This window comes from Acidovorax sp. Root275, from assembly GCF_001428965.1.
In the GTDB taxonomy this organism is placed as follows: Bacteria; Pseudomonadota; Gammaproteobacteria; order Burkholderiales; family Burkholderiaceae_C; genus Acidovorax; species Acidovorax radicis.
The window spans coordinates 1573124-1574024 of sequence record NZ_LMJH01000001.1 but is presented as its reverse complement, the minus strand read 5'-3'; the positions used below and the strand labels follow the sequence as shown (position 1 = coordinate 1574024).

Genomic DNA, 901 nt, shown 5'->3' with positions numbered 1-901 from the left:
GGGGGAGTAGTCGGCCAGCAGGTTGCCGTGGGCACCATGGAACTCATGCGTAGTGATGCCTCCTTGGATAACCTGAGTGCGCTTCTGGTCATCGTCGTAGACGTATTGCGCGCATTGAACAGTTAATTACTAATGCCGCAGCTTTGCCTGAGGGGTGTTCTGCCGGTAGTTTCTATCTGCGCTGTCTGGAATAAGTTGCTAAATCAATAAACTCATGTTTCGTGGATCAATAATGATATGGCCGTGTATTTGGAGTATTTTCTTAATTTTTGATAAAACATCTGCGCCGGAATCTGTGGGGAGGTGTATCCAGGCGAGACATCTTCCTTTTTTGTATTCAAGAAATTTTGCCGAGGATTCCTCGGATTCCGAGGTCTCTGGTAATTTATGAATAACACAAAATTCCATAAATTCATTTTCCTTCAATTCGCCGGAATGAATTAAAAATTTCAAGTTTTCGCAATCAATTTTGTCTGGGATTGCACTTATGCCAAGGAAAACATTTTTAGGCACTCCTTCTCTCCACATTTCCTCTTGGAGAGTGGTTTTGCTGTATTCTGGATGCAATAGCAGGCCTGGAAGTGACCAGGCCTCAAGTTCATGAATATATTTCATTGTGGATAGCGAATTTTTATGTCCCGACTCCCTGAGGGTCGGTGAACGTGTAGTGTGTCCAGGCCCGTTGTAGTCGAGGTATGTATACCTGCAACGCTGCCATCGGGCAAAATTTTCTGACCATTGTCACCTGCAGTTCCCGGCAGCGAATCTAGGTCCTTTTGTGCATCGCCCCCGGGCTTGACATACTGCCCTTTCGTTGGCCGCCCTTTGGCGTCCGTTTCGTTTTTCAATCCTTCTGTCAAGCCATTTACCGCCGTATCTACCTGCCCTTTGGACGTATCTG

1 protein-coding gene is annotated in these 901 nt (G+C 46.3%); it reads right to left on the bottom strand.

Annotation, left to right across the window (positions count from 1 at the left end; genetic code table 11):
• Positions 1–198 precede the first annotated feature (198 nt).
• The gene (locus tag ASE52_RS25570) at positions 199–615 is read right to left on the bottom strand and encodes a hypothetical protein (RefSeq protein WP_139019219.1); all 417 of its coding nucleotides are present in this window, start codon (positions 613–615) and stop codon (positions 199–201) included.
• Positions 616–901: the final 286 nt, after the last annotated feature.